Below are 22,152 nucleotides of genomic sequence, written 5' to 3'. Positions count from 1 at the left end.
GCGCGGCCCCTCCTGACGCTCACGTGCGGCCGTAACGGACGCTGTGCTCCGCGAACTCCAGCGCCATGTCGCTGGTGACCGTGGGGCGAGTGGTACGGATGGTGCGCAGGTAGTCGTCCGTGGTGGCCCGCGTCCTGTTCCCGGTGTCCAAGGTGCGTTCGAACGTGGTCTGCGCGACGGCACGCGCCGCCTGTTTGATGTCGGCGGGCGTGAAGCCCTCGCTGGCGTCGGCGAGTGCCGTGGTGTCGGCGTCGGCCCCCGCCTTGGCGAGATAGCTCCCCCACAGCGCGCGGCGGGCCTCGTGGTCGGGCGGGCCGACCGGCAGCACGTAGTCGAAGCGGCCGTGCCGCAGGAACGCCGGATCGAGGGCTGCCACCGTGTTGGTGGCGCAGATCAGCAGCCGGCCGTCGCGGTCGCGGAACCGCACGATGGACTTGAGGAGTTCGTTCACCACGCCCACGGAGGCGGGGTCGGCGAGATTGCGGCGGCCCGCCACCTCCTCCACCTCGTCGATGAAGACCAGCACATGGTCGAGCTGCGCGATCTCCTCGAAGCGCCGGCCGAGCCCCGTCGCGATGCCGCCCTCCAAGGCCAGCCGGGACGGGAACAACTCCACGAAGGGCCAGCCCAGCCGGCCGGCCACGGCCTGGGCGAAGGTGCTCTTGCCCGTGCCCGGCGGCCCGAACAGCACCACGGCCTGCGGCGGTTCCACCCCGTGCTCGTCGGCGAGCTCCGCATTGGCCAGCGGGAGCACGATCCGGCGCTCGATCAGGGCCTTTTCCCGGCCCATCCCGGCGAGCCTCTCCCACAGCCCGGTGGGCGGGACGAGCGCCCCGAGCGAGGCCAGTACCGCCGGGTCCTGGGCCGTCACCACCTCGGTCTTCTCGAAGTACGTCAGGCCCTGGCGCCGCGTGAACCCGGAATTGCACAGCGCGGCGGTGCCCGTCTCCTCCTCGGGCAGCACGGCGGCCAGCGTCCGCGCCCCGGCCGCCTGCAGCCGGTGCTCCACCGCGGACAGCAGCGCGGTGCCCAGGCCCAGGTTGCGCCACGACGGATGCAGGCTGATCCGCAGCACCCACGCCCGGTCCCCGTCGACACGGCCGATCGCGGCCCCGATGAGGTGGCCGCCGGCGACCGCCACCACACTGGGGTGCTGCGCCTGCAGGGCCGCGACCGCCTCGGAGAGGCGGAAGACGGCGGGCTGGTCGGTCGTGCCGCTCTCGGCGTCCAGGCGCACCACGGCCTCGAGATCGTCCGGGGTGAAATCACGTACGTGCCACACGGCCATGGCGAGCCTCCACGCGCGACGTCCTGCCGTCCCCCCATCATCGGCCGCGCGGCACGCGGGCGCGCCCCGGGCCCCGCCTCCTCCCGGCGTTGTTGCCGAACCGGCAAGGAATCTTGCCCGTCCGCATCCGCCGGGCGCATCGTCGGCACCGAGCGGCGCCCGCGACGGCGCCGCGACACCGCAGACCGAAGGGACCCGATCCACCGATGACCGACGACATCGCCTCGCAGGAGGACTACTGGGACGACCGCTACGCCTCGACCGAGCGCGTGTGGAGCGGCAACCCCAATGACGTCCTGGTCCGCGAGACCTCCGACCTGAAGCCGGGCACCGCCCTCGACCTGGGCTGCGGTGAGGGCGGCGACGCGATCTGGCTGGCCCGGCGCGGCTGGCGCGTCACCGCCGTGGACATCTCCGGGGTCGCGCTGCGGCGCGCGGCGGGGCACGCGGCCGACGCCGGCGTCGGCGAGCTGATCACCTGGGAGCGCCACGACCTCGGCGAGTCCTTCCCCGAGGGCGCCTTCGACCTGGTCTCGGCCCACTTCCTGCACACCATCGGCCACATGCCCCGCGAGCGCATCCTGCGCTCCGCGGCGGCCGCCGTCGCCCCCGGCGGCATCCTGCTCGTCACCGGTCACGGCGGCTTCCCGTCCTGGGAGCACAACCACCACCCGGAGGTGCACTTCCCGACCCCGGACGAGGTCGTGCGCGACCTCGAACTCGCCGAGGGGGAGTGGGAGGTGCTGCTGAGCGAGGAGCACGAGCGCGTGCAGGACGACCCGGAGGGCCGTCCCACGGCGCGCCAGGACAACGTCGTCAAGGTGCGGCGCCTGCTCGGCGCCGGCTGACGGCCGCTGGGCGACCGGTCACGCGGCCGGTCAGGTGGCCGGTCACGCGGTCGCGGACCGGCCGCCGTCGAGCAGGGACAGGTCGTCGGCGTCGAGGACGATCGCGGCGGCGGCCATGTTCTCCTCCAGGTGGGAGAGGGAGGCCGTGCCGGGGATCTGGACGATCGAGGGGGAACGGGCCAGGCCCCAGGCCACGGCGATCTGGAACGGCGTCGCACCCTGCCGTTCCGCCACCTTGGCGAGTGCGTCGCCGTCGAGCGGGGAGTAGCCACCGCCGAGCGCGAAGAACGGCATGTAGGCGATGTCCACGGTCGCGCAGAAGTCGACCAGGGCGCTGTCCCGCTGGTCCGCGACGCCGAACTGGTTCTGCACCGCCGCGACCGGCGCGATGGCGCGCGCCTCGTCCAGCTGACCGCGCGTCACATTGCTGACGCCCAGGTGCCGGATGAGACCTTCCTGCCGCAAGTCCGCCAGCACGGCGAAGCGTTCACCGAGGGAGTCGGCCGTGTCGGTGCCGCGGCGGCCGACCCGCAGATACACCAGGTCCAGGACGTCGACGCCGAGCTCCCTCAGGTTCTCCTCGACCAGGCCGCGCAACTGCCCCGGCTCCGCCTCCCCGTACATCTGGCCCTTCGCGTCGCGCAGCGGGCCCACCTTGGTGGCGATCGTGACGCCGGCGGGATACGGGTGAAGGGCTTCGCGCAGGATCGCGTTGGCCCGGTTGCCGCCGGAGAAGTAGAAGGCGGCGGTGTCGATGTGGTGCCCGCCGAGCTCGACGGCCCGGCGCGCGACCGCCACCGACGTGGCCCGGTCGGCGGCGGGCCCGTTCCACCGGCCGGGCAGCTGCATCGCGCCGAAGCCCAGGCGCGGGACGGTGGTCGTCCCGTCGAGGGCGTGGGTTGAGGCGGGGGAGGGGGGATCGTTCGGTGCGGTCGTCATGGATGAAGCATGACTCACGGCGCGATGTCGAGTCGCTCGATCAGGCCGTCCCTGAGCGCGAAACGGTAGCGCAGGTCGACCACGCCGCCCGGGAAGTCGCCCTCCAGGTGGTTGGTCACGATGTAGTGCTCCGCGTCGGCGCGCTCGGCGGCGATCTGTTCGGTCGTGTACGTGTACTCGCTCGCCGCCCGGTCCAGCCACCGCTCGATCGCGGCGCGGCCCTCGTACGTCCGGCCGTCGTCGGTCACGGTGGCGTCGGGGGTGAAGGCGCTGATCGCCGTCGCGGTGTCGCGGACGAGGTGGGCCTGAAGGTAGCGGGTGACGGTGCCGGGCAGGTCGGCGGGGGTGATGGGCTGCGCGGTCATGGCGTCTTCCTCAGGGAGTGGGGAGGGGGAGTGGGGTGTGCGTGAGTGGCTGCTGAATCAGAAGCAAGTCACTTTGATGTTAGCAGCAACCCGGCCTCGGCCGGACACCTCCGCTGTGCGGCGCCGACGCCACCGGCGACGACGAATCGAGCCGAAAGGCAAAGCCCGCCTTTCATCGAAGGCAAATCATCCAAAAATTCGGAATTCCCGGCGGTGGACCTGCCGTGCGGATTCCGCTCCGGGGAATGCGGCCCGGCGGCCTGAGCGGCCGTCGAGGGGGTTGGGAGGCGTGGATCGGGCACCTTGACCCGCAACAGCCCAGGAATGAGAGTGAAGGGGACCGCGATAAAGGAGTCGCATTCCACGGGTTGACCGGTGCGGGAGAGGTGGTGCGGCATGACTCGTGATGGCGCGGGGACGGCGAACGGCTCCGTTCACGTGATTCAGAAGTCGGCTCGCATCCTGGACTGCTTCTCCGTGGCCACTCCCCGCCTCCAGGCGTCGGAGATCGTCCGCCGGACCGGAATGCCGGCCTCGACGGTCGCCCGCATCCTGCGCACGCTGGTGCGGGAGGACCTGCTGCAGCGCCAGGGGACCGTCTACAGCATCGGGCTCCGGTCGGTCGTCTGGTCCTCGGCCGCGATGGCCGCCTCCGCTCTCATCGCCGCGGCCCGGCCGCTGGTGGCGGCGCTGCGCGATCAGCACGGCGAGTGCAGCGCTCTCGAGGTCCGGCAGGGCGGCCGCCGCGTCACGGTGCTGTGGGAGCAGTCGAAGCACTCGATCGTCGACTGGGGCTATGTGGGCCAGGTGAACCCCCTGCAGGGCAGTGCCGCGGGCAAGGTGTTCATGGCGTACGAGCCGCAGGTTCTCCACCTGGTGATCGAGGAGGGGCTGGTCGCCCGGACCCCGAAGACCGTGGTCGACCCGGTGGTGTTGCGGGATCAGTTGCGGCTCGTCCGGGAAAGGGGCTGGGCGTTCGCCGAGGAGGAGCGCGAGCTGGGTCTCAGCTGCCTGGCCGTCCCCGTCCTGGGGTGCGACGACTCCGTGACGGCGGCCGTGAGCGTCGGGGGGCCGGCGCATCGCCTGACCGGTGCCCGGCTGGAGGAGATCGTCCACGAGACGAAGGAGTGCGCGCTGGCCATATCCCATGGGCAGGCCTGGCGGGTGAGTGCCCGCCCCGTTCCGGCCGTCGCGGCACGCGAGAAGTCGTCGTCGCCGGCCGGGGAATCGCAACAAAGCCTGCCCCTGTGAGCCGGGTTCCGGGTTTTCCGAGGGCGGATTCCGGATTTCCCATGCCGCATGTCATATCCGATCACTCGGTTCCACGCGGTCGAGAGAGTGGTTTCCGGATTCCTGATCACGGGTTCCGGAAGATGCGCGGGATGAATTGTTCCGATCGCTTGACGCGCCGAACTCCGAGTCGCACAGTGGAACCCGGAAACCGCATGGTGGCAACTGGCTTCCACGACACGGAAACAGTGAGGACGGTGGGGCCATGATCCGGACGAACGTGACATCGCGAGCGGACCGAGGAGGCTGTCGCGCCGCCCGCGACCGTTGTGTCCGAAGTATCCGATTCCCGTCCCATCGGTGATCTCGGCAGGATCCCGGCGCCCAGGCGCCCACGCACCCGAGTTCCGAACCACCCGCAGGATCGACGATGCCCTTCTTCTCGCCCACCGACTCCCCGCCACGTTCTCCCGGGCTCGCCGCCGGCGACCTCGGCGCGCCCCTCCGGCTCGGCCCTCAGGTCGCCCGCCGGTCCTCGCCCATCGGATCGCGCGCGCAAGTGGCCCTGCCCGTCGTCCTGATCGCGGCGATCACTCTGGGCGCGTTGTTCGCCCCGATGGCCATTCATCTGTCCCCGTTGCTGGTGGCCGCGCCGACCTGCACGGCGGCGTTCGCGCGGACCCGGTTCACGGTGGCGGTGGCGGTGGCGGCCGGAGCGGCGGTGCTCGTCGTGGACCGGCGTGACGGTCTGCTGCACTCGCCGCTGATGCCCATCCACATCGGAGCGGTGCTGGTGGTCTCCGCCTTCGTCGTCGCGGCACGCGCCCTGCACGACCGGGACCTGCGGGAACTCGGACAGGTACGGGCGGTGTCCGAGGCGGCCCAACGGGTGCTGTTGCGCCCCATCCCCCGGCAGTTGGGCCCGCTGCGGGTCGCCTCGGTGTACCGCGCGGCGACGAAACACGCGCTGGTGGGCGGCGACCTGTACGCCGCCGCCCGCACCGGCAGCACGACCCGCGTGCTCATCGGCGACGTGCGGGGCAAGGGGCTGCCGGCCATCGCGGACGCCTCCGCCGTCCTGGGCGCCTTCCGTGAGGCGGCCCATCAGTACCGCACGCTCCCTGAGCTGGCGGCCGCGCTGGAACGCAGCCTGCGCAGGCATCTCGCCGAACTGGCCGCGAGCCAAGGCGAAGGCGAAGGGGAAGACGGCCATGGCAGCGACAGTGACCTGGACTACGCCGAACGCTTCGTCACCGCCCTGCTGATCGAACTCCCGGACGCGGAAGGGCTGGTGCGGGTGGTCAGCTGCGGGCACCCCGCGCCGTTGCTGCGGCGGCACGGGCGGGTGACGCTGCTGGACGTGGCGCAGCCGGCCCCGCCGCTGGGGCTGGCGGGGGACACCCCGGACGCCTTCCCCCTGGACACCTTCGCCTTCGGCCCCGGCGACACACTGCTGCTCTACACCGACGGCCTCGCCGAGGCCCGTGACGCCGGCGGCGGCTTCTACCCCGTCCTCGACCGGGCCGCCGGCTGGCCCTGGGACTCCCCCGGCGGCCTCGTGGGGCACGTCAGCCGGGACGTGGACGGTCACGTCGGCCCGCACCTCGACGACGACCTCGCCCTGGTGGCCGTCCAGCGCGCGGCCCGCCCACCCCGCCCCCGGGAGGCGTGGTCGTGAGGATCCGGAACGCGGCGAGCCCTGTCCGGACGACGCGAACGGGCAACCCGCACACGCGGCACAGCGCGCTCATCACGAAAGGACTGTGACGAGGATGGTCACCCTTCGACTCCTGTCGTGGCGGCTGCCGTGGCGGCCGGGTTCCCTGCTCGCGGTCTACCTCGGCGCGATCTGCGCGGTGCAACTGGGCGCCTCCGAGGGCGGCCTGGTCCGCTGGTCGGACTACTCGGTGCTGGCCCCCCTCGTGGCCGCCGCCCTGCTTCCGGTCAGGCGCACGCTGCTGATCGGGGTCTCGACGCTGGTGGCCAGCGTGGGCGTCTACGGCTTCGCGATCAGGGGGGTGTCGGACGGCGGCCGCACGGTCGTGATCGCCGCCGCCGCGCTCTCGGCCGGCCTCGCTCTCGTCGTCTGCCGGACCCGGCTGCGCCTGCAGCGCATGGCCTGCGGCAACGCGAACGGCCAGGTCGCCGAGGGCCGGACGGCACGCGCCGTCGAGCGGGTGCGGCAGGCGGAGTGGGACACCTGTGACGCCTGCGACCTGCCGCTCTCCTCGGCGGGCGGGATGCCGGCGGGTCCGCTGCCGCAGTCCCCGGCTGCGGATCTCGCCGTCTGCAGCTCTGCCGCCGCCGGCCCGCAGGCCCACTGGCTGGACGCGATCCCGCTCCCCGGCGCCCGGGTGGCCCTGGTCGCCGGCAGCGTCGTCGAGGACGGCGTCCCGGCGCCCGACATCGCCGCCGAACTCCGGGCGGCCGTGCGGACGCTGGCCGACATCGACCTGCAACCCGACGAACTCCTGACCCACCTGGGGGACGTCCTCCTCCGGCTGCGACCGGACTGCGAGGCCGGCGAGGGCGCGGCCCGGGTCGGCGCGAGCTGCCTGTACGCGGTCTACGACGCCGCCTCCGGCCGCTGCGCCCTCGCCTGTGCCGGGCATCCCGCGCCCACCGTCGTCGGCCCCGACGGCACGGCCACGGCCGTCCCCCTGCACACCGGCCGGGCGCTCGGACAGGCACGACCCCGGATCGAGACGGCCGAGGTCGAACTGCCCGCAGGCAGCGTGCTCCTGCTGCACACCCACACCCCGGGCGCCGCGGCGGCCGGGCCCGGCGGGACGCCCGCGAGGGGCATGCCGACGGCCCTCGCGCGGCCGGGCACCTCCCTGGACGACATCTGCCGCTCCGACCTCGACGCCCTGCTGTCCGAGCGCGACGGCGTGGGCGCGGCCGTGCTCGCCGCCCGCACCCGCACGCTGGACGGGCACGCCGTCGCGACCTGGGACCTGCCCGCCGCGCCCACGGCCGTCTCCGCCGCCCGCAGGTACGTCACCGGGAAACTGGAGACCTGGGGCCTGCGGGACGCGGCTCCCGTCGCCGAGCTCATCGTCAGCGAACTCGTCACCAATGCCATCCGCCACGCCCAGCCCCCGGTGCGGCTGCGCCTGATCCGCCGGGACTCCGGGCTGACCTGCGAGGTCTCCGACGGGAGCAGCACGTCCCCGCATCTGCGGCGGGCCCGCACCTTCGACGAGAGCGGCCGGGGACTGTTCATCGTGGCCCAGCTCACCCGGCGCTGGGGCACGCGACACCATCCGGAGGGCAAGACCATCTGGGCCGAACAGCCCCACCCCTGCGGAGAGTAGGGCGCGGAATGAGGCGGAACCCGGGCCCGCGACCTCAGGGGGTCGGGATACCGGCGGGACGGGAGGGGCGTCCGAAGCGGACGGGGACGCCGGGCGAGTACAGGACGCTGACCGGGGGGCCCGCGGGCGCCGCCAGTCCGGCGGCGGCGATGAGGTTCTCCTCGCAGGCCAGGAGTTCGGCGCGGTGCAGCGGCCAGCGCGGATGGGTGTTCGGCAGGTAGAGGGAGCGCTCGAAGAACGTGTTGTGCAGGCCCCAGCGTGCCGTGAGGAAGTGCTCCAGCTCACTGGGCTCGGCGACGGGCTCGCCCACCCGCACGGTGATCCGCGCGTGCGCCCCGCCCGCCCCGGGCCCGCGCCGCCGGCTGGTGTACGTGAGGGTGTCGCCGTCGCGGCGGATGTCCATGCGCGCCCACTGGTACGGCAGCCGGAACGCGGCCCGCGCCACCGCGACGGGGATCAGCCGGGACGCGTCGAGCGACCGGAAGACCACGCCGCGCCGCCCGTGCTGGTCGAGTGAGTAGAGCCGGACGTTGGTCTCGGGGAAGGTGCCCAGGTACGGGACGCCGGGGAGCCGGAACCAGCCGACACGGTGCATGCGGAAGGCGACGAGGCCGACGTAGGTGACCCCGTCGAGGGTGTCGGGCACCGTGCCGGCCGGCAGGAGCGGGGCCACGTCCGCGGGGTCGGCGGCCCAGTGCAGGAAGGCGAGGTCGAGCCACGACTGCGTCAGCAGCGGGTTCGCCGTGGCGCCGGGCGGGTCGGCCGTTATGGGTTCCGGGGCGAGCACACTGCAAGCATCGCAGAGCCGGGCGGCGCGCCGGGGCCCGATACGGGCGATGGAGGTGGCCGCCGCCGCGCGGATGTGTGTTGTGCGGGTCGGCCACAGGTGGAAAGATCACGCTGCGCAGCCGGCGCCGCATGATCGGCACGAAATTCGGGGGAATGCATGTTCGGCAGACTTGGTCCGGTGGAACTGATTCTCATCCTTGTGGTGCTCGTCGGGGTCGCCGTCGTCTTCGGCGTCGTCCTTCTCGCCCGCGGGAAGCAGCGGCCCGGCGCGGCGGCGCAGCGTCACAACCCGGCGGCGTGGCAGGAACGCCAGGACTGATCGGGCCCAGCCGCCCCGGAACGCGCACGAGCCCCCCGGGTGACCCCGGGATCCACCAGGGTCACGGTGACCACCGCGGCTTCGCCGCCGTCGCCGTCGAGGATCGCCGGGGGGCCGCTCAGCCCAGGACGCGCAGGGCCCGTTCCACCGCCGCCGCCATGTCCGTGCGGGCGGGCGCGAGATAGCGGCGTGGATCGACCGTGCTGCCGTCCGACGCGAGGAAGCCGCGGACCGCGCCGGTGAAGGCGATGTTGAGGGCGGTGCCGATGTTGATCTTGGCCATGCCGCCGGCGACCGCACGCCGCAGCTCGTCCTCGGGGACCCCGGTCGAGCCGTGCAGCACGAGCGGGACGGCGACTGCCGCGCGCAGGCGGGCGATCAGTTCGTGGTCGAGCCGGGCGGTCCGGGTGGTCATCGCGTGCGAGCTGCCGACGGCGACGGCGAGGGCGTCGACCCCGGTCGCGGCGACGTAGGCGCGGGCCCCTTCGGGGTCGGTGCGGGCGCCGGGGGCGTGGACGCCGTCCTTGCCGCCGATCTCGCCGAGTTCGGCCTCCAGCCACAGCCCCGCGTCGTGCGCCCACTTCGCCGCGGCGCGGGTGGCGGCCACGTTCCGCTCGTGCGGCAGCGCGGAGGCGTCGTACATGACCGAGCCGAAACCGCAGTCGGCGGCCTGCCGCAGCAGCGTGTCGTCGGTGACGTGGTCGAGGTGCAGGGCGACGGGGACGCGCGCGGACTCGGCCACCGCCGCGGTCGCCCGGGCTATGGGCGCGAGGGCGCCGCCGTGGAAGCGCACGGCGTTCTCGCTGATCTGGCAGATCACCGGACGCCCCGCCGCCTCGGCCCCGGCGACGATCGCCTCCGCGTGCTCCAGGGTGATGACATTGAAGGCGCCCGCCCCGCGGCCGTCGGCGCGGGCGGAGCGGACGAGTGCGGCGGTCCCGATCAGCGGCATCAGGTCGTTCTTCCTCTCGGCGGGGCCCCGTCGGCGGACTGTGGTTTCATGGCCGCCAGGTCCGGCGACAAGGGGCGAGACGATGGCGGCACCGCAGGCCCGATGGAGCGCGCTGCTGGAGATGCTGACCCGCGACGGACGGATCGAGGTCGAGGCCGCGGCGGCCGAACTCGCGGTCTCCGCGGCCACCATCCGCCGCGACCTGGACGAGCTGGCCCGCCAGAACATGGTCACCCGCACCCATGGCGGCGCCACGATCAACGCCATCGCCTACGACCTGCCGTTGCGCTACAAGTCCGCCCGCCGTGCCGCCGAGAAGGAGCGCATCGCGCGCGCCGCCGCGGCCCTGGTGAAGCCAGGTGCCGTCGTTGGCCTGAACGGCGGGACCACGACGACGGCGGTCGCCCGCGCGCTGGCCGAGCGGGGCGACCTGGCCGAGGACGGCGGCGAGCCGACGCTGACCGTGGTCACCAACGCGCTGAACATCGCTGCCGAGTTGGCCGTGCGCCGGCACGTGAAGCTCGTCGTCACCGGCGGGGTGGCCCGTCCCGCCTCGTACGAGCTGATCGGCCCGCTGGCGGCCGACCTGCTCGCGCAGATCACGCTCGACCAGGTCTTCCTCGGCGTCGACGCCCTCGATGTCGCGCACGGCGCCACGGCCCGCCACGAGGGCGAGGCGGGGGTCAACCGCGAACTCGCCCGGCGCGCCGAGCGCGTCGTGGTCGTCGCCGACGCGTCGAAACTCGGGCAGCGGGCGTTCGCGCGGATCTGCCCGGTCGAGGACGTGCACGTCCTGGTGACGGACGAGGACGCGCCCGCCGAGCTCACCGAGCCCCTCGCGGCGGCCGGCGTGGAGATCGTCCGGGCCTGATCGCGGGCTGTGTCCGCCGTCGTCCACGAGAACCGCCGGCTCCTTCCGTTGTGCGCGTTCATGCGCGAACATTGCAAGAGTCGAGCAACTTCGCTCATCATGCTGGATCGAGCGTGCGGCGTGTCAAGAGGCCCGGCACCGGCATCGGCACGGGCGGCGCGGACAGCACAGGCAGTACGGACAGCGCGGGCAGTACCGGACCGAGCGGACGGAGTCCCATGAGCCAGACCGAGATCGAGATCGCGACCCAGCCCGACTGCTGGCGCCGGGCCGTCGCCCTGGCCGCCGACGCGGACGCTCCCTGGCGGGCCGCGATGCCCCGCCCCGGCGAGCGCGTGGCGGTCGTCGGCTGCGGCACCTCCTGGTTCATGGCCCACGCCTACGCCGTGCTGCGCGAGTCCGCGGGCCTGGGCGAGACGGACGCCTTCGCGGCCTCCGAGATGCCCGCCGGACGCGCCTACGACCGCGTGCTCGCCCTGACCCGGTCCGGCACCACGACCGAAGTGCTCGATGTGCTCCGCCGCCTGCGCGGTGTGACGCCCACCGTCGCCGTCACCGCCGACCCGGCCACCCCTGTCATGGAACTCGCCGGTGCCGCCGTGGTCCTGGACTTCGCCGACGAGACGTCGGTCGTGCAGACACGCTTCGCCACCACCGAACTCGTGCTGCTGCGGGCGCTGCTCGGCGAGGACGTGACCGGACTGGCCGCGCAGGGCGAATCGGCCCTCGCCGACCCGCTGCCCGGCGAGCTGCTGGAGACCGGGCAGTTCACCTTCCTCGGCAAGGGCTGGGCCTACGGGGTGGCCCAGGAGGCGGCCCTGAAGATGCGTGAGGCGGCGGGCGCCTGGACCGAGGCCTATCCCGTCATGGAGTACCGCCACGGTCCGATCAGCATCACCGGGCCGGGCCGTGTCGCCTGGTGGTTCGGCGACCCGGCCGGCCTGCCGCCGGGCCTGCCGGAGGAGATCGCCAGGACCGGCGGCCGCCTGGTGGCGGCCGGCCGCGACCCGCTCGCCGACCTCGTCCTCGTCCAGCGCCTCGCGGCCGCTCTGGGAGCCGCCCGCGGCCTGGACCCGGACTCCCCGCGGCACCTCACGCGCTCCGTGATCCTGGCCTCGGCGGAGGCGAATTGACGAACTGATGAACCGTCAGGCATGAGACCAGGCTCCGCCGGAGTCAAAGATTCTTGACATGGGGTCGAGTGTGCTTGACACTCGTCGATGTCGGGTTTTCTTTACATCGGGGGCTGTGATGGCGGTCGAGGAAAAACGCGCCTGGATCATGGTCGTGGTCACGATCGCCTCGTACGCGGCGTATCTGACCGTCGTCCTCGACCGGGCGGGAGGCGCGTCGCCGGCCGGCGCGCCCTACGTCTCCGCACTGGTGTGGTCGGTGGGGGCCGCGATCGCGGCATCGATCCTGCTGCACATAGCGGTGTCGGTGACATCGCCCCAGGAGGCGAACGTCAAGGACCAACGCGACCGGGAGATCCACCGCTTCGGCGAGTACGTCGGCCACGCGTTCGTCGTCATCGGCGCGGTGGCCGCTCTCGTCCTGGCGATGGCCGGCTCCGACCGGTTCTGGATCGCCAACGCGATCTACCTCGCCTTCGTCCTGTCGGCGGTTGCCGGCTCCGCGGCGAAGATCGTCTCCTACCGGCTGGGCTTCCACCCGTGGTGAGGCCGACCCGGGTCACCAACGAGATCCGGGCGCTGCGCTTCGCCCACGACGAGATGACGCAGGCCGAACTCGCCCGCCGCATCGGCGTGACCCGGCAGACCGTCATCGCCATCGAGCAGGGCCGCTACTCGCCGTCCCTGGAGATGGCCTTCCAGATCGCCCACGTCTTCGGAGTGCCGCTCGACGACGTGTTCCAGTACCCCGAGTCCGCGCCCGCAGCCCCTGAGGAGCCCCGGTGAAGGCCGTCGTCCAGGACACCTACGGAGCGCCGTCGGTCCTGCGTGTGGAGGAGACCGCCCGGCCCGTGCCGGGCCCGGGGGAGGTACTCGTACGCGTCCACGCCGCCGGCGTCGACCAGGGCGTCTGGCACCTCATGGCGGGCATGCCCTACCTCCTGCGCGCCCTCGGCTTCGGCCTGCGGGCCCCCAGGAACCGGGTGCGGGGCACGGACCTCGCGGGCCGCGTCGAGTCCGTCGGCCCCGGGGTCACGCGCTTCGCCCCCGGCGACGCGGTGTACGGCAGCGGCGTGGGCACGTACGCCGAGTACGCCCGTGCCAAGGAGGCCCACCTCGCGCCGAAGCCGGGCCGCCTCGGGTTCGAGGAGGCTGCCGCCGTCCCCGTCTCCGCGTGCACGGCGCTCCAGGCCCTGCGCGACGGGGGGCGCCTGCGGGCCGGGCAGCACGTTCTCGTCATCGGCGCGTCCGGCGGCGTCGGCATGTACGCGGTGCAACTGGCCAAGGCCCTGGGCGCCGCCCATGTCACCGGCGTGTGCGGCACCGCCAAGGCCGGGTTCGTCCGCTCCCTCGGCGCCGACGAGGTCGTCGACCACACCCGCGAGGACCCCGCCGACGGCACCCGCCGCTACGACCTCGTACTCGACATCGCCGGCAACCGCCCGCTCTCCCGGCTCCGCCGCGTCCTGACCCCGCGCGGCACCCTCGTCATCGTCGGGGGCGAGCACGGCGGCCGCTTCACCGGGGGCATCGGCCGGCAACTGCGCGGACTGCTGCTGTCGGGTCTCGTCCGGCACCGGATACGCACCCTCGTCGGGACGCAGCCCGCGGCCGACCTGGACCGCCTCGCCGAACTCATCGACGCGGGCGCGGTCACCCCCGCCGTGGACCGTGTGTACGGCGCGCTCGCCGACGCCCCCGAGGCGATCCGCCGGCTGCGCGGCGGTGACGTGCGGGGCAAGCTCGTCATCCGCGTCTGAGGTCGTCCCCTCGGGGCGTGCCGCTGGGGCTCGGAGCCGGGCCGTAGGGTGGGGAACGCTCGTCAGGGCAGGAAGGGATACGGCTCCGTGGCCGTTGCACCCAGTGGCCCGCGCAACCCCACGGATCGGAGAACCGCCCCGCCATGTCGACCAGCGTCCACCCCGCCCACCCGTCCGACTCCGGTGCGGAGCCGCTCGCGGCCGCCGCGCCGCACCCGCTGGACAACCCCGCGTGGTTCGCCCTGACCGGCGCGCACGCGCGATTCGCCGAGCGGCACGGCCGGGCCGTGCGCTACCCCGGCGACATGTCGCCGTTCGCGTCGCTGGAGGACCAGGCCGACCCCGCGGCCTGGGCGGACCTGGCCGAACTGCTCGGCCCCGGTGGGACCGCCCTGGTGACGGGCTCGCCGGAGGTGCCGGGGGACTGGCAGGTCCTGGAGGGCGGCGAGGGCGTGCAGCTCGTCGGCACGGATCTGCGTGTCGCGCACGATCCGCACGCCGTGCTGCTGGGCGCCGACGACGTCCCCGAGATCATGGACCTGATCGCCCGCACGAAGCCCGGCCCCTTCGCGCCGCGCACCATCGAACTCGGCACCTACCTCGGCGTGCGGGAGAACGGGCGTCTCATCGCCATGGCCGGCGAGCGCATGCGCCCGCAGGGCGGCACGGAGATCAGCGCCGTGTGCACCGACCCCGACCACCGCGGCCGCGGCCTGGCGAGCCGGCTGATCCGCGCGGTCGCCGCGGGCATCGCCGACCGCGGGGAGACGCCGTTCCTGCACGCCGACCCCAGGAACACCAACGCGATCCGGCTCTACGAGTCCATGGGCTTCGCACTCCGCCGCCGCCCGCTCTTCCTCCTGGTCAGGGCGCCGGGCGACGCGACGGTGTGACGCCGGCCGGGGGAGCGCCGCTCAGGCACGCTCCAGCAGCGTCCGCAGCATCAGCCGGCGCGGCGACTCCCGCGGCAGGGCGCTGATCGCCGCCTGCAGCATCTCGGCGTCGACGTGGTTCTCCGGGCGCTCCAGCCAGGAGAGCAGCAGCCCCGCGTCGCCGCGCTGCAGCAGCGCCCGGCGCATCTCGCAGTCGAGTTCGTCGCGTGCCTCGGCGACGGCGGGGGCGGCGGAAGCGGGCAGCAGCGCCCCCGGATAGGCGGCCAGCGCCCGGCGGTACGCGCCGCGCGCCAGCAGGGCGCGGACCTCCGCGGCGTCGCTGGAGGCGGGCAGCAGCAGCCGGTACGGGCGGGAGCCGAGGACGTGCGGGCCCAGCAGGCGCCGCAGCCGGGAGATCTCGGCGCGCATGGTGACGCGCGCCGCCTCGTGCTCGTGCAGCCGCACGGCGAGCGCGTCGGCGCCCAGCCCGCGCGGGTGCAGGGCGAGCACGAACACGATCTCCGAGTGGCGGGGGCTCAGTTCGAGGCTTCCGTAGGGCGAGGTGAACCGGGCCCGGTCGCGTGCCAGCACCGCCAGCCGGCACGTGGCCGCGCCGGTCGGCTCCGCCCCCGGCACGGGTCCCGGGACGGCTCCGGGGAGAGCCCCCGGAACGGCCGCCGGGATCTCCCCGCGGAGCCGCAGCACCCTCAGCTCCGCCTCCGCCGCCGCGACCGTGGCCCGTACCAGCGCCAGCGCGTGCGGCGCCGCGATGTGGTCGCCCCCGGTCAGATCGAGCACGCCGATGACGCGGCCGGTGTCCGGGTCCCGCAGCGGCGCGGCCGAACAGCTCCAGGGATGCACCGGGCGCACGAAGTGCTCGCCCGCGTAGATCTGCAGCGGCCGGCCGAGGGCGAGCGCCGTGCCCGGCGCGTTCGTGCCGGCGGCCTCCTCGGCCCACACCGCACCCTCCACGAAACCGATCCGCTCCGCGCGCGCCGCCAGGCCCGGCGCGCCCTCGACCCACAGCAGCCGGCCGTGCTCGTCGCCGATGGCCACCAACTCGTTGCTCTCCTGCGCCGATTCGACCAGCAGCCGGCGGACGACGGGCAGCACGGCCGCCAGCGGATGGCTCTCGCGGTAGGCGCGCAACTCCGGCCCGGCGAGGGCGGGGAGGCGGGACCCCGCGACCTCCGGGTCGACACCTCGGCTGCGGGAGCGCTGCCACGAGTCCCGCACCACGTCGCGCACCGGCCGCGGCGCCCGCCCGGTGCTGAGGAACTCCTCGTGGGCACGCGCCACGTCCCGTCGCAACAGCTTGGGATCGGTCCCGGGTGGCCAGGCCGTGTAGGAGGCCGCGTACGAGGCAGTCATGGTCGCCCCTGGGTCGGGGGTGGGCGGCGCCCGGCGGCACCGGCCGGCTGCAGCCGAGTGTAGTTCCGCGGGTACGCCGCGTCGCAACCCTCCTGCAACCTTCTCCGTTCTACGGTCGCACCACCGCCGTCCGCAACGGAGCGGGCGGCCCATCCATGGGAGGCCGCCCCATGACCCGTTACGCCAACCCCGGTTCCGAGGGCTCGATCGTCCGCTACCAGGCCCGCTACGACCACTGGATCGGCGGCGAGTACGTCCCTCCCGCGCGCGGCGAGTACTTCGAGAATCCGACCCCCGTCACCGGGCAGCCCTTCACCGAGATCGCCCGCGGCACCGCCGAGGACGTCGAGCGGGCCCTGGACGCCGCGCACGCCGCGGCCCCCGCGTGGGCCAGGACCTCGGCCGGCGAGCGCGCGAACATCCTCAACCGGATCGCCGACCGCATGGAGCAGCACCTGGAGGAACTGGCCGTCGCCGAGAGCTGGGAGAACGGCAAGCCGGTCCGCGAGACGCTGGCCGCCGACATCCCGCTGGCCATCGACCACTTCCGCTACTTCGCGGGCGCCGTCCGGGCCCAGGAGGGCAGCCTCGCCGAGATCGACGACGACACGGTCGCGTACCACTTCCACGAGCCGCTGGGCGTCGTCGCCCAGATCATCCCGTGGAACTTCCCGATCCTGATGGCGACCTGGAAGCTCGCCCCGGCCCTGGCAGCCGGCAACGCCGTGGTCATCAAGCCCGCCGAGCAGACCCCGGCCTCCATCCACTTCTGGATGAGCCTGATCGCCGACATCCTGCCGCCCGGCGTCGTCAACATCGTCAACGGCTTCGGCGTCGAGGCCGGCAAGCCGCTCGCGTCGAGCCCGCGCGTCGCCAAGGTCGCCTTCACCGGCGAGACCACCACGGGCCGGCTCATCATGCAGTACGCCTCGCAGAACCTGAAGCCCGTCACGCTCGAACTCGGCGGCAAGAGCCCCAACATCTTCTTCGAGGACGTCTCGGTCGCCGACGACGACTTCTACGACAAGGCGCTCGAGGGCTTCACGATGTTCGCCCTCAACCAGGGCGAGGTCTGCACCTGCCCGTCCCGAGCGCTGATCCAGCGCGGCCACTACAGCGCCTTCCTGGAGGCGGGCGTCACCCGCACCGAGAAGATCGTCCAGGGCCACCCGCTGGACACGTCCACCATGATCGGCGCGCAGGCGTCCAACGACCAGCTGGAGAAGATCCTCTCGTACTTCGACATCGGCCAGCAGGAGGGCGCCAAGGTCCTCACCGGTGGCGAGCGCGCCCAGCTCGGCGGCGAACTGGCGGGCGGCTACTACGTCCAGCCCACCATCCTGGAGGGCGACAACCGCATGCGGGTCTTCCAGGAGGAGATCTTCGGCCCGGTCGTCGCCGTCACGTCGTTCAACGACTTCGCGGACGCCATCTCCATCGCCAACGACACCCTCTACGGCCTCGGCGCCGGCGTCTGGACCCGCGACGGCAGCACCGCCTACCGCGCGGGCCGCGCGATCCAGGCCGGCCGGGTGTGGACCAACTGCTACCACGCCTACCCGGCGCACGCCGCCTTCGGCGGATACAAGCAGTCCGGCATCGGGCGCGAGAACCACAAGATGATGCTCGACCACTACCAGCAGACCAAGAACCTCCTGGTCAGCTACTCGCCGAAGAAGCTCGGCTTCTTCTAGGAGCGGGCGATCAGGCGCCCGATCCGGTCTGCCGCCCGCCGGCCGGTCGGGCGCCTCTCGGCGGCCACCGCGGAGCTGACGTCCGGCAGTCTTCTGCACAGACGGCCGCCACGCGCCCGTTACCCGGACGCGTGAGGCTGGAGGGATGGAACGACGCAATGTGTTGAAGCTTTCCGCGCTCGCGGGCGCCACCGGCGTGCTGACGCTGGCGCCCGTGAGTTTCGCGGCCGCATCCGACTCCGGCTCGGCCGCTCACCACGGCGGCTCCGGCGGCCTCCCGCCCGAGGGGAGCGTGCAGAGCCGGGTGGTCACCGGGCATCTGCCGACCGGTGCGGCCGACTTCGTCTACCTGCCCGTGGAAGTGCCGAGCGGGGTCCGGCAGATCGCCGTGTCGTACAGCTACAACAGGCCGACCGTGCCCCCCGGGACGCAGGGGAACGCCTGCGACATCGGCATCTTCGACCAGCACGGCACGGCCGTCGGCGGGCGCGGCTTCCGCGGCTGGTCGGGCGGCGCGCGGACGGAGTTCGCGATCAGCGCCGACACGGCGACCCCCGGCTACCTGGCCGGACCGGTCAAGGCGGGCACCTGGTACGTCGTCCTCGGGCCCTACACGGTGGCTCCGCAGGGACTGGACTACTCCGTCACCGTCACGCTCACCTTCGGCACTCCGGCCGAGACGCAGGTCCCGGACTACCCGGCGGACCACGCGCCCGGCCGCGGCAGGGCCTGGTACCGGGGCGACTGCCACCTGCACACCGTGCACTCCGACGGCAAGCGCACCGTGGAGCAACTGGCAGCGCTGGCCCGCGCCGCCGGCCTGGACTTCATCAACTCCAGCGACCACAACACCACTTCGGCGCACGCCCAGCTGGGCCCCGTGTCCGGCGACGACCTGCTGATCCTCACGGGCGAGGAGGTCACCACCCGCAACGGCCACTACCTGGCCATCGGCCTGGACGCCGGCGAGTGGATCGACTGGCGCTACCGGGCGCGCGACGACGCCTTCGGCCGCTTCACCCGGCAGATCCGGCGGGCCGGCGGCATCGTGGTGCCGGCCCACCCGTACGCGCCCAGCCTGGCCAGCCAGTGGAAGTTCGGCTACGACGACGTCGACGCCATCGAGGTGTGGAACGGCCCCTGGACCCTCGACGACGAGCTGACGCTCGCCACCTGGGACAACCTGCTGACCGGTGCCGCGCGCCGCGGCGACGGCCACTGGATTCCGGCGATGGGCAACTCCGACGCCCACCGCGACCCCGACGTGGTCGGCCTGCCGCAGACCGTCGTGCTGGCGGACGGCCTCAACCGGCGCGCCCTGCAGGACGGTCTGCGGGCCGGGACCTCCTGGATCGCGGAGAGCGCCGCCGTGCAGCTCTCCTTCACCGCGAGCGGGCCGCGTGGCGAGCACGCGGGCATCGGCGAGCGGCTGTCGGTGGCCCCCGACGCGTCGGTGACCGTCCGCCTGGAGGCGAGCGGGGTGCCGGCGGGCACGGTGGTGCGGCTGATGACCGACGAGGGGCAGATGGTGGGCGCGCTGCTGCCCGCGTCCGGTGTCCTGGAGTGGTCCACCACCGCGTCGATCGCCTCCTACGTACGGGCCGAGGTGCGCCGTCCGGCTGCGGACGGCGGCGCGTCGGGCATGCCGGGCCCGGCCCTGGCGATCACCAACCCGATCTGGCTGGGCAAGCAGTAACCGGGGCGCCGGGCCACCTGCCCCTGAGGCCCAACGCCGTTTCGGCGAGGCCGGGTTCCGGGCGTGACCCGAGACGGCGGACCGTCCAGGGTCACGCCCGGAACCCCGCCGTGTCCGGCAGGATGGCACCCATGACTGCCATCCCCGAGGGCTCCTCGCTCTCCCTGTGGTCGAAGGGCTCCGTCCTGTCCATCGGTTCCGTGGACTCCGTCCTGTCGATCGGCTCCGTCGGCTCCGTGCTGTCCGTGGGCTCGGTCGGCAGCGCCCTGTCCGCCGCCTCCCTCGGCTCCAGCCTCTCGCTGCTCTCCGCCGGCTCCTGGCTCAGCGTGGGCTCCCTGCTCTCCGCCCAGTCCCGCTGGTCCGTCCTGTCCTGGCGCTCCTCCCGCACCATCCTCACCGCGGCCACGGCCGCCGCCGTCACCGGCGCCGCGCTGGTCCTCCTCGACGGCGCGCGCACGAACCGGACGGCGCGCTGACGCGAGCGCGCCTCACCCCGTCGCCTGCGCCGCGCCCCGCTCCCCCCGGCGCAGTGCCAGGGTCCGGTGGCGGGCCGGGGGCTGGCCGGTGACGCGTTTGAAGGCGTTGCTGAAGGCGCTCTCGGAGGCGTAGCCCCATTCGGCGGCGACGGAGGCGACGGTGCGGTCGCCGCCGCGGAGGGCGGCGGCCGCGCGCTGGATGCGCCAGCGCATCAGGTAGTCCAGGGGCGGGCGGCCGACGAGCGACCTGAAGCGCAGGGCGAAGGCGGAGCGCGACATGCCGACGGCGGAGGCGAGTTCGCCCACCGTCCAGGGGTGGGCGGGTTGCCGGTGCATGTGCCCGAGGGCGGCGCCGATCTGGGGGTCGCTCAGGCCGCCGAGCCAGCCGGTGCCCGACTCGCCCGCCTCGGCGGCCAGTTCGAGGTAGGCGCGCAGGGCCTGGAGGAAGAGGATCTGCGTGAGGCTGGCCGCCATGACGGCCGAGCCCGGGCGGTCCCGCGCGGTCTCGTCGGCCAGCAGTTGCAGCGTGGGCCGCAGCACCTGCGCCTGCGGGTTGCCGGCCGGGATGCCCGCGGTCGGCGGCAGGCTGCTGAGCAGCAGGCCGGCCGTGACGTCGTCGAACTCGATGCTGCCGCCGACGACGACGGTACGGTCCGGCGCCTCGGGATCGCCGTAGCGGACGGTCATCGAGCTGTTCCCGGGCCGGGCCCGCGCCGCACGGTAGACGGCGTGCCCGTCGACCGGCTCGACCGGCGGGTCGCCGATGCTGCCCACCTGGTAGGGCCGGTCGCCCGTGAGCAGGTAGCAGTCGCCCGCCTCCAGCAGCAGCGGTGCGGTGCCGTCCGGGGCGAGCCGGCAGGAGCCGGTGAGGACGGCGCCGACCTTGACGTACGGGTAGGGGCGGAAGCGCATCGCCCATGGGCCGCCCACCTCGATCCGGGACGGCGAGGCGCCGCGCAGGTGCAGCAGGTTCAGGACGTCGGACAGCGGATCCATGGTCACTCCGGACGATCACGCAATTTTGAAGGACTTTCTCTTATGGATTGTCCATCGTCGCCGTCTTAGCGTGCACATACGGAGGCACCGCGGGCCTCCGGCGGACCGGCAGACGATCTTTCGCACGCACCACAAGAGGCAGTGAGACAGCAATGCAGTACGAGCAACTGGGCAGCACCGGAGTCTTCGTGTCCCGGATCGCCCTCGGCGCGATGACCTTCGGCGGCGGAACCACCCCGCCCTACGACTCGGTCGGCGGGCTGGACCTCCGGCAGACCGACGCGATCGTGGGCCTCGCCCTCGACAGCGGCATCAACCTGATCGACACCGCGAACGTCTACGCCGCGGGCGAGTCCGAGGAACTGCTCGGGCAGGTGCTCGGCAAGCGCCGCCGCGACGTGGTCCTCGCCACCAAGATGACCGCCCGCATCGGCCCCGGCCCCAACGAGGTCGGCCAGTCGCGGCTGCACATCATGCAGGCCCTGGAGGACAGCCTGCGCCGCCTGCGCACCGACCACATCGACCTCTACCAGATCCACAACATCGACCCGGTCACGCCGGTCGAGGAGACCCTCGGCGCCCTCGACGACGCCGTGCGCCAGGGCAAGATCCGCTACATCGGCGCCTCCAACCTCGCCGCCTGGCACATGATGAAGGCCCTCGGCGTCTCCGACCGGCGCGGCCTGGCCCGCTTCTGCTCGCTCCAGTCGTACTACTCCCTGGCCGGACGCGACATCGAGCGCGAGATCCTGCCGCTGGTCCGCGACCAGAAGCTGGGCATGCTCGTCTGGAGCCCGCTCGCCGGCGGCATGCTCACCGGCAAGTTCGACCGCGCCGGCGCGAGCGACGCCGCGGCCCGCCGTGCCAAGCTCGACTTCCCGCCCGTCGACCGCGAGCGCGTCTACGACGTCGTCGACGCCCTGCGCGTGGTGGCCGCCCGCCACGACACGTCCGTCGCGAGCGTCGCCCTGGCCTGGGTCCTGGGCCGGCCCGGCGTCACGAGCGCCATCGTCGGCGCCCGCCGCCCCGAGCAGCTCACCGGCAACCTGTCCGCCCTGGACCTGGTACTCACCGCGCAGGACCTGGAGGAGCTGGACGCCGCAGGCCGCCTGCCGGTGGAGTACCCGGGCTGGATCCACGGCTTCTCGGACCGGCTCCCCAACAGCGCGTGACCTTCCGCCAACTCCCCGGAACCGCCGGCGGGCCGGCGCCCTGTACGGTACGACTACGAGAGTG

22 protein-coding genes are annotated in these 22,152 nt (G+C 73.4%); 15 read left to right on the top strand and 7 right to left on the bottom strand.

What is annotated here, in order from left to right; all coding sequences use genetic code 11:
• Positions 1–19: 19 nt before the first annotated feature.
• Entirely contained in the window at positions 20–1,288 is a 1,269-nt protein-coding gene (locus ACFWVC_RS19375) for an ATP-binding protein (protein WP_384286929.1), read from the bottom strand.
• A 206-nt stretch (positions 1,289–1,494) separates the two neighbouring features.
• On the opposite strand from ACFWVC_RS19375, the gene ACFWVC_RS19370 reads away from it, so the two are divergent.
• Positions 1,495–2,136, top strand: a complete 642-nt coding sequence (locus ACFWVC_RS19370) for a class I SAM-dependent methyltransferase (protein ID WP_384286927.1) — start codon at positions 1,495–1,497, stop codon at positions 2,134–2,136.
• A gap of 42 nt (positions 2,137–2,178) precedes the next feature.
• On the opposite strand, the gene ACFWVC_RS19365 is transcribed toward ACFWVC_RS19370, so the two are convergent.
• Together ACFWVC_RS19365 and ACFWVC_RS19360 are read right to left on the bottom strand one after the other, a co-directional pair.
• Positions 2,179–3,075 (bottom strand): oxidoreductase, encoded by an 897-nt coding sequence (locus ACFWVC_RS19365; RefSeq protein ID WP_384286924.1) that lies wholly within the window; start codon positions 3,073–3,075, stop codon positions 2,179–2,181.
• 14 nt (positions 3,076–3,089) lie between these two features.
• On the bottom strand, positions 3,090–3,440 hold the full coding sequence (locus ACFWVC_RS19360) for a nuclear transport factor 2 family protein (protein WP_384286922.1): 351 nt from the start codon (positions 3,438–3,440) through the stop codon (positions 3,090–3,092).
• A gap of 396 nt (positions 3,441–3,836) precedes the next feature.
• On the opposite strand from ACFWVC_RS19360, the gene ACFWVC_RS19355 reads away from it, so the two are divergent.
• The 3 genes from ACFWVC_RS19355 (at position 3,837) to ACFWVC_RS19345 (ending at position 7,987) form a co-directional block, all read left to right on the top strand.
• A complete protein-coding gene (locus tag ACFWVC_RS19355; RefSeq protein WP_384286920.1) occupies positions 3,837–4,691 on the top strand; it encodes an IclR family transcriptional regulator in 855 nt (284 codons plus the stop codon).
• Between the two features lie 622 nt (positions 4,692–5,313).
• Positions 5,314–6,348 (top strand): PP2C family protein-serine/threonine phosphatase, encoded by a 1,035-nt coding sequence (locus ACFWVC_RS19350; protein WP_384287146.1) that lies wholly within the window; start codon positions 5,314–5,316, stop codon positions 6,346–6,348.
• 94 nt (positions 6,349–6,442) lie between these two features.
• Positions 6,443–7,987, top strand: a complete 1,545-nt coding sequence (locus ACFWVC_RS19345; protein WP_384286918.1) for a SpoIIE family protein phosphatase — start codon at positions 6,443–6,445, stop codon at positions 7,985–7,987.
• A 34-nt stretch (positions 7,988–8,021) separates the two neighbouring features.
• Here the strand turns inward: ACFWVC_RS19345 and ACFWVC_RS19340 are convergent, their stop codons facing one another.
• Complete coding sequence (locus ACFWVC_RS19340) at positions 8,022–8,774, bottom strand: YqjF family protein (protein ID WP_384286916.1); 753 nt, start codon at positions 8,772–8,774, stop codon at positions 8,022–8,024.
• Between the two features lie 180 nt (positions 8,775–8,954).
• On the opposite strand from ACFWVC_RS19340, the gene ACFWVC_RS19335 reads away from it, so the two are divergent.
• A complete protein-coding gene (locus ACFWVC_RS19335) occupies positions 8,955–9,095 on the top strand; it encodes a hypothetical protein (protein ID WP_384286915.1) in 141 nt (46 codons plus the stop codon).
• A gap of 118 nt (positions 9,096–9,213) precedes the next feature.
• On the opposite strand, the gene ACFWVC_RS19330 is transcribed toward ACFWVC_RS19335, so the two are convergent.
• Entirely contained in the window at positions 9,214–10,047 is an 834-nt protein-coding gene (locus tag ACFWVC_RS19330; RefSeq protein WP_384286913.1) for a ketose-bisphosphate aldolase, read from the bottom strand.
• 82 nt (positions 10,048–10,129) lie between these two features.
• Between ACFWVC_RS19330 and ACFWVC_RS19325 the strand changes: the two genes are divergently transcribed.
• From ACFWVC_RS19325 to ACFWVC_RS19300, 6 genes are all read left to right on the top strand, one after another.
• Entirely contained in the window at positions 10,130–10,918 is a 789-nt protein-coding gene (locus ACFWVC_RS19325) for a DeoR/GlpR family DNA-binding transcription regulator (RefSeq protein WP_384286911.1), read from the top strand.
• A gap of 218 nt (positions 10,919–11,136) precedes the next feature.
• The gene (locus ACFWVC_RS19320; RefSeq protein ID WP_384286909.1) at positions 11,137–12,051 is read left to right on the top strand and encodes an SIS domain-containing protein; all 915 of its coding nucleotides are present in this window, start codon (positions 11,137–11,139) and stop codon (positions 12,049–12,051) included.
• 118 nt (positions 12,052–12,169) lie between these two features.
• Positions 12,170–12,598 carry a hypothetical protein gene (locus tag ACFWVC_RS19315; protein WP_384286906.1) on the top strand — a complete coding sequence of 143 codons (429 nt, stop codon included), beginning with the start codon at positions 12,170–12,172 and terminating at the stop codon, positions 12,596–12,598.
• On the top strand, positions 12,595–12,837 hold the full coding sequence (locus ACFWVC_RS19310) for a helix-turn-helix transcriptional regulator (RefSeq protein ID WP_384287144.1): 243 nt from the start codon (positions 12,595–12,597) through the stop codon (positions 12,835–12,837). The genes ACFWVC_RS19315 and ACFWVC_RS19310 overlap by 4 nt, the downstream gene beginning before the upstream one ends.
• A complete protein-coding gene (locus tag ACFWVC_RS19305; protein ID WP_384286904.1) occupies positions 12,834–13,811 on the top strand; it encodes an NAD(P)-dependent alcohol dehydrogenase in 978 nt (325 codons plus the stop codon). Before ACFWVC_RS19310 ends, ACFWVC_RS19305 begins: the two co-directional genes overlap by 4 nt.
• A 143-nt stretch (positions 13,812–13,954) precedes the next feature.
• The gene (locus ACFWVC_RS19300; protein ID WP_384286902.1) at positions 13,955–14,704 is read left to right on the top strand and encodes a GNAT family N-acetyltransferase; all 750 of its coding nucleotides are present in this window, start codon (positions 13,955–13,957) and stop codon (positions 14,702–14,704) included.
• Positions 14,705–14,725: 21 nt separating this feature from the next.
• On the opposite strand, the gene ACFWVC_RS19295 is transcribed toward ACFWVC_RS19300, so the two are convergent.
• Positions 14,726–16,054 carry a GAF domain-containing protein gene (locus tag ACFWVC_RS19295; protein WP_384286900.1) on the bottom strand — a complete coding sequence of 443 codons (1,329 nt, stop codon included), beginning with the start codon at positions 16,052–16,054 and terminating at the stop codon, positions 14,726–14,728.
• A 170-nt stretch (positions 16,055–16,224) separates the two neighbouring features.
• On the opposite strand from ACFWVC_RS19295, the gene ACFWVC_RS19290 reads away from it, so the two are divergent.
• The 3 genes from ACFWVC_RS19290 to ACFWVC_RS19280 all read left to right on the top strand — a co-directional run bounded on the left by ACFWVC_RS19290 (position 16,225) and on the right by ACFWVC_RS19280 (position 19,920).
• Positions 16,225–17,748, top strand: a complete 1,524-nt coding sequence (locus ACFWVC_RS19290) for an aldehyde dehydrogenase family protein (protein WP_384286897.1) — start codon at positions 16,225–16,227, stop codon at positions 17,746–17,748.
• Between the two features lie 145 nt (positions 17,749–17,893).
• Positions 17,894–19,444, top strand: a complete 1,551-nt coding sequence (locus ACFWVC_RS19285; protein ID WP_384286894.1) for a CehA/McbA family metallohydrolase — start codon at positions 17,894–17,896, stop codon at positions 19,442–19,444.
• Positions 19,445–19,575: 131 nt separating this feature from the next.
• Positions 19,576–19,920, top strand: coding sequence for a hypothetical protein (locus tag ACFWVC_RS19280; protein WP_384286892.1), 345 nt, complete (start codon positions 19,576–19,578; stop codon positions 19,918–19,920).
• Positions 19,921–19,932: 12 nt separating this feature from the next.
• Here ACFWVC_RS19280 and ACFWVC_RS19275 read toward each other — a convergent pair whose 3' ends face one another.
• Positions 19,933–20,916: an AraC family transcriptional regulator gene (locus ACFWVC_RS19275; protein WP_384286890.1), complete on the bottom strand. Its 984-nt coding sequence runs from the start codon at positions 20,914–20,916 to the stop codon at positions 19,933–19,935.
• Positions 20,917–21,068: 152 nt separating this feature from the next.
• Here ACFWVC_RS19275 and ACFWVC_RS19270 point away from each other — a divergent pair, with 152 nt between their 5' ends.
• Complete coding sequence (locus ACFWVC_RS19270; RefSeq protein WP_384286888.1) at positions 21,069–22,088, top strand: aldo/keto reductase; 1,020 nt, start codon at positions 21,069–21,071, stop codon at positions 22,086–22,088.
• Positions 22,089–22,152: the final 64 nt, after the last annotated feature.

The organism is Streptomyces sp. NPDC058691, from assembly GCF_042714775.1.
Classification (GTDB): Bacteria; Actinomycetota; Actinomycetes; order Streptomycetales; family Streptomycetaceae; genus Actinacidiphila.
Note: the sequence above shows the minus strand (reverse complement) of the source record. Positions and strands in the feature narration are given on the sequence as shown.